Source organism: Bradyrhizobium manausense (genome assembly GCF_001440035.1).
In the GTDB taxonomy this organism is placed as follows: Bacteria; Pseudomonadota; Alphaproteobacteria; order Rhizobiales; family Xanthobacteraceae; genus Bradyrhizobium; species Bradyrhizobium manausense.
This window is the reverse complement of the sequence record NZ_LJYG01000111.1, coordinates 63,526-72,610: the sequence shown is the minus strand read 5'-3', so window position 1 is coordinate 72,610 and position 9,085 is coordinate 63,526. Positions and strand designations below refer to the sequence as shown.

General features: G+C 66.5%; 6 protein-coding genes and 1 pseudogene. 3 read left to right on the top strand and 4 right to left on the bottom strand.

What is annotated here, in order from left to right; translation table 11 throughout:
* Positions 1-464 (bottom strand): annotated as a pseudogene (locus AOQ71_RS49145) (hypothetical protein); the annotation flags it as partial.
* 37 nt (positions 465-501) lie between these two features.
* Positions 502-1,794: an adenylosuccinate synthase gene (locus tag AOQ71_RS35855; protein ID WP_057757376.1), complete on the bottom strand. Its 1,293-nt coding sequence runs from the start codon at positions 1,792-1,794 to the stop codon at positions 502-504.
* 320 nt (positions 1,795-2,114) lie between these two features.
* Between AOQ71_RS35855 and mgtA the strand changes: the two genes are divergently transcribed.
* Both mgtA and AOQ71_RS35845 read left to right on the top strand, forming a co-directional pair.
* Positions 2,115-4,613: a magnesium-translocating P-type ATPase gene (gene mgtA, locus AOQ71_RS35850; RefSeq protein ID WP_057757374.1), complete on the top strand. Its 2,499-nt coding sequence runs from the start codon at positions 2,115-2,117 to the stop codon at positions 4,611-4,613.
* Positions 4,614-4,767: 154 nt separating this feature from the next.
* Positions 4,768-5,700 carry a DMT family transporter gene (locus AOQ71_RS35845; RefSeq protein WP_057757372.1) on the top strand — a complete coding sequence of 311 codons (933 nt, stop codon included), beginning with the start codon at positions 4,768-4,770 and terminating at the stop codon, positions 5,698-5,700.
* Here AOQ71_RS35845 and AOQ71_RS35840 read toward each other — a convergent pair.
* On the bottom strand, positions 5,697-6,086 hold the full coding sequence (locus AOQ71_RS35840) for a DUF1330 domain-containing protein (protein WP_205668296.1): 390 nt from the start codon (positions 6,084-6,086) through the stop codon (positions 5,697-5,699). The genes AOQ71_RS35845 and AOQ71_RS35840 overlap by 4 nt on opposite strands.
* A 105-nt stretch (positions 6,087-6,191) precedes the next feature.
* On the opposite strand from AOQ71_RS35840, the gene AOQ71_RS35835 reads away from it, so the two are divergent.
* A complete protein-coding gene (locus AOQ71_RS35835) occupies positions 6,192-7,112 on the top strand; it encodes a DMT family transporter (RefSeq protein WP_057757368.1) in 921 nt (306 codons plus the stop codon).
* 174 nt (positions 7,113-7,286) lie between these two features.
* On the opposite strand, the gene AOQ71_RS35830 is transcribed toward AOQ71_RS35835, so the two are convergent.
* Entirely contained in the window at positions 7,287-8,972 is a 1,686-nt protein-coding gene (locus AOQ71_RS35830) for a methyl-accepting chemotaxis protein (RefSeq protein WP_057757586.1), read from the bottom strand.
* Positions 8,973-9,085: the final 113 nt, after the last annotated feature.

Below are 9,085 nucleotides of genomic sequence, written 5' to 3'. Positions count from 1 at the left end.
TCCGGCGGAGCCGGCTGGCGCGGTGCATCGAAACGCGGGGCGCGCGGCGGACGCGGGGTCTCGCCCTGGTCGTCGCCGCCGATCGACGGCCGCGGCGACGGCGCGGCCGGACGCGCGCGCGGCGGCGCGGCCGGCTGAGCGGATGGCGGCTGGTTGGTTTCGGTCGCACGGGCGCTGGCCCGGCGGAACGCATCGCCGCTGCCACCGCCAGCGCGGGCACCACCGCCGGGGCGCGAGGCCTCGCGGGCGCGCTGCGCGGCCTCGGATTCGACCTTGCGGACGGCCTCTTCCAGCGACAGGCGTTCGCGGGTGATCTCGGATTCGGACAGCGGCGGCTGCACGCTGCGCAGCTGCGCGATCAGCGCCGTGCGCGCCCGTTCATAGAGCGCGCGCCGGCTTTCGCCGGGAGCGTTGGGGTCCAAGGCGGCAATAGCGCGGGCGATCAGCGGATAGTAATCAGCCATTTCAACTCAACTATACCCGCGTCCTGGTAAGAGATCGTTAAGCCTCAAACGGGTTTTGCACGAGGATAGTATCCTCGCGTTCGGGGCTGGTGGAAAGCAGTGCGACCGGGCACCCCACCAATTCCTCGATCCGGCGGACATATTTGATGGCCTGGGCCGGCAGATCGGCCCAGGACCGCGCATTGGCGGTCGGCTCCTTCCAGCCCTCGATGGTCTCATAGATCGGCTCGACCCGGGCCTGCGCGCCTTCACCCGCGGGGAAATAGTCGATCTCCTTGCCGTCGAGCTTGTAGCCGACGCAGACATCGATCGTGTCGAAGCCGTCGAGAATGTCGAGTTTTGTCAGTGCCAGCCCGTTGATGCCGCAGGTGCGGACGGCTTGACGGACGAGGACCGCGTCGAACCAGCCGCAGCGGCGCGGACGGCCGGTGTTGGTGCCGAACTCGCGGCCGCGCTCGCCGATCTTGCGGCCGATCGCGTTGTCCTGCTCGGTCGGGAACGGGCCCTGACCGACGCGGGTCGTGTAGGCCTTGCAGAGGCCCAGCACGTAGCCGACCGCGCCCGGTCCAAGGCCAGCGCCGGTCGCGGCCTGCGCTGCGACCGTGTTGGACGAGGTGACATAAGGATACGTGCCATGGTCGACGTCGAGCAACGCGCCTTGCGCGCCCTCGAACAGCATGCGCTTGCCGGCGCGCCGCTCGATATCGAGCAGGCGCCACACCGTCTCTGCATAGGGCAGCAGTTGCGGCGCCAGCGCGCTCAGCTCTTTCAGGATCTCCTTGCCGTCGAACTCAGGCAGGTTGAGCCCTCGGCGCAAGGCATTGTGGTGCGCCAGCAGCCGGTCGATCTTGTGCGGCAGGGTGTTGAGGTCGGCAAGATCCATCAGGCGGATGGCGCGGCGGCCGACCTTGTCCTCGTAGGCCGGGCCGATGCCACGGCGCGTGGTGCCGATCGCGGTCGCCGCGTTGGAGGATTCGCGCAGCGCATCGAGCTCGCGATGCAGCGGCAGGATCAGGGTGACGTTCTCGGCGACGCGCAGATTGTCCGGGCTGACAGCCACGCCCTGCGCCTTGAGCTTGGCGATCTCGTCGAGGAAGGCGGCGGGATCGAACACCACGCCGTTGCCGATGACCGACAGCTTGCCCTCTCGCAGCACGCCGGAGGGCAGCAGCGCGAGCTTGTAGGTCGCGCCGTTGATGACCAGCGTATGCCCGGCGTTATGGCCGCCCTGGAAGCGGACGACGATATCCGCCTGCTCCGACAACCAGTCGACGATCTTGCCCTTTCCTTCGTCGCCCCACTGGGCGCCGACGACGACAACATTGGCCATTCGCGGGTAATCCTTCGAGAATTTTAGATGCGCCCAGCCCAATTCCCGGCCGAAGGCCGTTCGCACGCGAGGCAGCTCCACCGGATAAAGGAAGCGGCCCCTCTAAGCAAGCAAGAACGGGGCTTTTTTCGGGCCCAGGGCGTGTCCCAAGCCTTTGATATCCCCTTAAAATCCAGCAACCTTCACGGCCGTATCGGGCGGGCGCGCGGGCGACGGATTGACCCGTATCAATCATGCCGGCGCCTGGTCGTGCCAAGGGACTGATGTCACCTCCGCAGCTTACCTTCCTGAGGTCAGCAGGCCCCTTTTTCAGACACGCCGTGACCCAGCCATCAAACAACCAGGCCAGCCATTTCTGGCGTCTTTCGGCCGAGGCGCTCAGCGCGCAGCTCGGCTGCTCCTTGCACGGTCTGTCAGCGGCGGCGGCCGACGAACGCCTCGACCGTTTCGGACCGAACACCGACGCACCGCCGCGGATCGAGGGCGCGGCGCGCGCGATCCTGCGCCGGTTGCTCGAACCGTTGTCGCTGATCCTTCTGGTGGCCGGCATCATCTCGATGCTGACCGGCGACGAGATCGGCGGGCTCATCATCGTCCTGATCCTCGCGCTCTCGATCGGCCTCGATACCATCCAGGAGGGACACGCGGTCCGCGCCGCCGAGATTCTCCGCCGCTCGGTGGCCCTGAAGGCCGAGGTCAGCCGCGACGGCGCATTTGTCGATATCGATGTCGAGCGCGTCGTGCCCGGCGATCTGCTGCGCGTCCGCGCCGGCGACATCATCCCGGCTGACACGCTGATCCTGGAGAGCACCGCCTTCACCGCGGGTGAAGCCGCGCTCACCGGCGAGCCCTATCCGGTGCAGAAACGCGCCGGGCCATGCGCCGGCCCCGACGACACCTCGAACGCGCTGTTCCGCGGCGCCGTCGCGCAAACCGGCGAGGCGATCGCGCTCGTGGTCAGGACCGGCCGCGACACCGTGTTCGGCGCGGCGGCCTCCGCGCTCGCCGAGGCGCAGGCGCCCTCTCCCTTCGAACGGGACTTGCGCGAATTCGGCCTCGTGATCGCGCGCGCCACGCTGGCGCTGGTGCTGGTCGTGCTCACCATCCGCGTCGTGTTCGGCCGTCCCGTGCTCGATTCGCTGCTGTTCGCCGTCGCGCTCGCGGTCGGGCTGACGCCGGAACTGCTGCCGATGATCACGACGGTGACGCTGTCGCGCGGTGCGCTGCGCATGGCCGGCCGCAAGGTGATCGTGAAGCGGCTCGCCGCCATTCACGACCTCGGCGCCATGACCGTGCTGTGCACGGACAAGACCGGCACGCTGACATCGGCCGAGATCACGCTCGCCAGAAGCCTCGATGCCGCCGGCAAGGACGATGCGCGCGCCGCGCGGCTCGGGGCCATTGCGGCCTCGCTCGGCGGCGACCGTGGCGCGCTCGATGCCGCCCTCGTCGCCGGCCGACCGGAGGCTTGCCAAGGCTGGACACTCGCCGGACGGCAGGCTTTCGATTTCTCGCGCCGGCTGGGATCGGTGCTCGCCACCGGCCCCGAAGGCGCGCGACTGATCGTCAAAGGCGCGCCGGAGGCCGTGCTGGAATTGTGCGCGATGGACCAACGTTCGCGCGAGGCGGCAATGGCCCGCGTCCACGCGCTCGCCACCAAGGGCCTGCGCACCGTGGCCATCGCGTCGCGGGCGTGGAGCGGCGCGCTGCGTGAGGTCGAGACCGACGACGAGACCGACCTCGTCTTCGAAGGTCTCTGCGCCTTCGCCGATCCGCCGAAGCCGACGGCCGCGGCCGCGATCGCCCGGCTCGCAGCGGGCGGCGTGAGGCTGAAGATCCTGTCGGGGGACGATCCCGTTGTGGTGAAGCGGCTCGCCGCCCTGGTCGGGCTCAATGCCGAGCGCGTGCTGTCGGGAGCCGACATCGCCGAGCTCAGCGACGAGGCGCTTGCCGTGCAGGTGCGCTCGGCCGATGCGTTCGGCCGGCTCGCACCGGACCAGAAATCGCGCATCGTGAAGGCGCTTCAGGCCGGCGGCGAGGTGGTCGGCTTCCTTGGCGACGGCATCAACGACGCACCGGCTCTGAAGGCTGCCGATGTCGGCCTGTCGGTCGACGGCGCCACCGGTGTGGCGCAGGCTGCTGCCGACATGATCCTGCTGGCGTCGGATCTCGAAGTCGTCGCCGACGGCGTCGAGGAAGGCCGGCGCACCTTCGCCAACATCCTCAAATATGTCCGCATGGGCGCGAGCTCGAACTTCGGCAACATGCTGTCGATGGCGGCGGCCTCGATCGCACTGCCGTTCCTGCCGATGCTGCCGACGCAGATCCTGCTCAACAACCTGCTCTACGATCTCTCCGAGCTGGGCATCCCTTTCGACCGCGTCTCGGCGCAGGCAACCGTGAAGCCGCAGGTGTGGAGCATGTCGCGGCTGGTGCGTTTTGCCGCGATCATGGGGCCGCTGTCGTCGGTGTTCGACTTTCTCACCTTTGGCGCGCTGCTTTATTTGTTCAAGGCCTCGCCGGACGAGTTCCGCACCGCCTGGTTCGTCGAATCCATGGCGACGCAGATCCTGGTGATCTTCGTTATCCGCACCTATGGACGGCCCTGGCACAACTGGCCCGATCCCGTGCTTGCGGCCTCCTCACTGATCGCCCTGTTCGCCGCGATAGCCCTGCCGTTCACGCCGCTCGGGACCTGGTTCGGCTTCGTCGCGCCGCCGCCGATCATGATGGCCGGCATCGCGCTTCTCGTCGTCGTCTATCTCGCCTGCGCCGAACTTTTGAAGCCGTTCGCGATCCGCACGGGACCGACCGGCTGAGGTTCCTGCTGCACCGCCCTGCGCATGATGGCGATGCACCGCGCGGCATTGATGTCGGGCGCATTTCCGTGTCTTTGAGAGGTGCCGGGCGATCAGCCGGCCCGAACGCCGGGCCGGGAGCCTCGGTGCATGACGCGGGGCCATAACAATTACAATGACCGCCACCGGCCAGACCACCAGCGCCGAATCATCGGGCCATAGCTGGATCGCCAACCAGCCTTATCTCCTGCTCAGCATCACCGCGATGTGCTGGGCGGGCAATGCGGTGGTGGGGCGGCTCGCCGCCGGCCACATCCCGCCGGTGACGCTGTCCTTCCTGCGCTGGAGCTTCGCCTTCCTGCTGGTGCTGCCGTTCGCCTGGAAGCACCTCGCCCGGGATTGGCCGGCCATCCGCAACAAGCTCGGCCTGATGATCGTGCTGTCGATCACCGGCATCGGCGCCTTTAATACCCTGCAATATTGGGCGCTGGAGCATACCCAGGCGCTCAATACACTTCTGCTGCAGTCGGCCGCGCCCCTGATCGTGGCGCTGTGGTCGCTGGTCATCCTCGGAATCAGGCTCACGGGCGCGCAGGCCTTCGGCGTGCTGCTCTCGATGTGCGGCGTGCTGATCATCCTGCTGCACGGCGATCTCACCACGCTGTCGAACATCGCCTTCAACAAGGGCGACCTGATCTTCATCGTCGCGCTGATCATCTTCGCGCTCTATTCGGTGCTGACGTTGAAGCGGCCGCCGATCCACGGCCTGTCGTTCCTCGCCTTCACCTTCGGGGCCGGTGCCGCGTGTCTCATTCCGCTGGAGATCTGGGAAATATCGGCACGCCCGGTCATGAAGCTCGACGGGCCGAACCTGCTCACCCTGTTCTACGTCTCGGTGTTTCCCTCGACACTCGCCTATCTCTGCTTCAACCGCGGCGTCCGCCTGATTGGCGCCAATCGCGCCGCGCCGTTCTTCCATGTCGTGCCGGTGTTCGGCTCGATCATGGCCATGGTCTTCCTCGGCGAACTGCCGCAGGCCTTTCACTTCATCGGCTTCGCGCTGGTGCTGTCGGGCGTTTTCGTGGCATCGCGGAAGCAAGCGAGCTAGCTTGCCCTGAACTTGCTGTAGGCCTCGCTGGTCGCGATGATGACGTGCTCGGCGCAGCCGTTGAGGCGATGCGGGTCGGCATCGCGCTCGTAAGCCTCCGACGTCATCATGTCGAGGAAGGCTGCGACCGATGGATAGAACACCAGCGCGACGAAATCCCACGCATTGCCCTGGTGCGGGCCGAGCGCGATCGCCCTGGCCTCGCCGGTCCACAGCAGCGTGCCGCCGCGCGCCTTGATCATGGGCACGGTGATCGCGCTGTAGCGCAAATACGCATCCCAGCCGGATCCGTCACCGTCGCGCGAACGGGCGTGGAAACGCATCAGGTTCAGCATCACCACCGGCGCATGCCGGTCGAGCCGTTCCAGGCCCTCGATGTTCAACATATTAACCGCCAATGGCACCTCCGTAGGGTTTGCCTGCATTGTAGCATTGCGGCGACGGGACTTGTGTCATGACGACCATCCGGCGCAAGGTCGTACGCAACGCCAATGACGATTGCATCGCCCGCGCCAGCGGCCTCGAATCCGGCCAGCTGGCTCAACAACCAGCCTTATCTGCTGCTCAGCCTGAGCTCGCTGTTCTGGGCCGGCAACATCGTGATCGCACGCCATGTCGGCGCGCATGTGCCGCCACTGACGGTGACGACGATCCGCTGGTTCGGCGTGTTCCTGATCCTGCTGCCGTTCTCCTGGCCGCATCTGAAGCGCGACTCGCCGGCGTTGCGCAAAAGCCTGCCGCTGATGCTGTTCCTGTCACTGGTGGGCTTTGCCTTCAACAACGCGATCTCGTACTGGGCGCTGCAATATACCGAGGCGCTGAACGCGCTGCTGATCCAGTCGGCGGGTCCCCTGTTCGTGGCGCTGTGGTCGCTGGTGTTGTTTGGCGTGCGGCTGACCGCCGGGCAGTTCGCCGGCATCGCGATCTCGCTGGTCGGCGTCCTCATCATCATCCTGCGTGGCGACCTGGCGGCGCTGGCGAGCATCTCGTTCAACCGGGGCGACATCATGTTCGCCTCCTCGCTGGTGGCGTTCGGCCTCTACTCCGCCTTCATCCCGCGACGGCCGAAGGTTCATCAGCTCTCCTTCCTGTCCTTCACCACCTGCTGCGGCGCCTTCATGCTGCTGCCGACGGCGATCTGGGAGGGATGGAGCGGCAGGGTGCTGCAGTTCGACACCGTGACGCTGCTGACGCTCGGCTGGATCCTGATCTTCCCCTCGACGCTCGCCTATCTCTTCTTCAACCGCGGCGTCGCATTGATCGGACCGAATCGCGCCGCGCCGTTCTTCCATCTGGTGCCGGTATTCGGCTCGGCGATGGCGATCCTGCTGCTCGGCGAAAGGCTCCAGCCATTTCACCTGATCGGCTACGCACTGGTGCTCGCCGGCGTCGTCATCGCCTCTCGACGGTGAAGTAATTCCGCGCCAAGGGAAGGCTCTCGCAGGGTGGGCAAAGCGACCTGTCCACCGTAGCTCGCAGAGCGAAGGCGGAAGCGTGCCCACCTGAACATCATCGTGAACTCAAAAGAAAGAGTGGGCACAATGCTTTCGCGTCTTTGCCCACCCTACGAGACTAGTGCCAGAAACCTACGCCGCGCGGACCTTGGCGAGGAATCCGTCCACCGCGCTACGCAGCGCGCCGGACTGGTGATCCAGCTCGCGGGCGTTGGTCAGCACGTCGCCGGCGGCGGTACCGGTCGCTTCCGCGGCGGACGTGACGCTGCCGATATGGGCGTTGATCTCGGCCGAGCCGGCCGCGACCGACTGGATGTTGCGGGCGATCTCGCGGGTCGCCTCGCCCTGCTGCTCGATCGAGGCCGAGATGCCGGCGGTGATCTCGCTCATCTCGGCAATCGTCTGCGTGATGCCGCCGATGGCCGCGACCGCATCGCTGGTCGAGGTCTGCATCGCCGCGACCTGGGCGGAGATTTCCTCGGTCGCCTTGGCGGTCTGGTTGGCCAGGGCCTTGACCTCGGAGGCGACGACGGCGAAGCCGCGGCCGGACTCGCCGGCACGCGCCGCCTCGATGGTGGCGTTGAGCGCGAGCAGATTGGTCTGCGCCGCGATCGAATGGATGAGCTTGACCACCTCGCCGATCTTCTCGGCGCCGGTGGAGAGCTCCTGCACCGTCGCGTTGGTGCGCTCGGCATCGCTGACGGCGCGGCTCGCAACTTCGGTCGAGCGCGTCACCTGGCGGGAGATTTCCGTGACCGAGCTCGACAGCTCCTCGGCAGCCGCGGCGACCGTGCCGACATTGCCGGAGGCTTTTTGCGAGGCGGCGCCGACGGTCGCTGCGCGCGAAGAGGCGTCGCTGGCGGTCGCAGTCATCGACTGCGCCGTCGACTGCATGCCGGCCGCAGCCGAGGAGACCGAGCGAACGATGCCGTTGACGCTGCGCTCGAAGTCGCTGGCGATATCTTCCATCGCGCGGCGACGATCCGACGCGGCGCGCTCCTTGGCGTCCGCTTCGCTCTTCTCGATCTCGCGGATGCGGACCGCGTTGTCCTTGAAGATCTGGACGGTCGAAGCCATCGCGCCGACCTCGTCGCCGCGGCCAACGCCCGGGATGTCGCCGTCCAGCTTGCCGTCGGCGAGGTCCTTCATGCGGGCGCCGAGCAGCGCCAGCGGGCGGCTGATGCTGCGGCCGAGCAGCCAGGCGACGCTGCCGGCGACGATGAGGATGCCAAGCATGGCAAGGCCGAGCATCCAGTAGACCGGGCCCATCTTGGCGTCGATGTCGTCGAGGTAGGCGCCGGTGCCGAGATACATGTCGAAGCCGGGAATGGCGACCGCATAACCGATCTTGCGGATCGGCGTTTCCTGACCGGGCTTCACATATTCATAGTAGAGCAGGATCGAGCCGTTGGCCTTGACGCCATCCATCAACTCCTGCGACAGCCTGCGGCCGTTGGTCACGACGTCCATGCGGTTCAGCCCGATCTGCTTCGGATCGGGCGCGAGCTGGGTGATGCCGTCATAGGTCGTGCCGAACAGATAGCCCGCACCGTTGTCGTAGATCATCGCGTTGCCGTAGCGGCGAAGCTCGGCCATGGCTGCATCCTTCGTCAGCTCGCCGGCATCGACGCGCTTCTTCAGCGCGGCTGCATAGTTGCGCCCCAAATCGACGATCGCCTTGGCCTGGTCGATGCGCGCATTCACCATCTCGTACTTCATCAGATAGCCGGCGAGGAACCCGGCGACGCAGAGGCCGAACAAGGTGACGCCGACAAGGATGCCAAGCTTGGGGGCGATCTTCAGATTGCTTAACTTCACGGGATAGGCTCCGGAAAAAAAGGGATGCACGCGAGTCGATCGTTCGAAATTGAATTAACTGTTAGTGGGGGACACCTTAGCAAGTTCCTTACAGGTCTCCGTAGAAGCCCGGA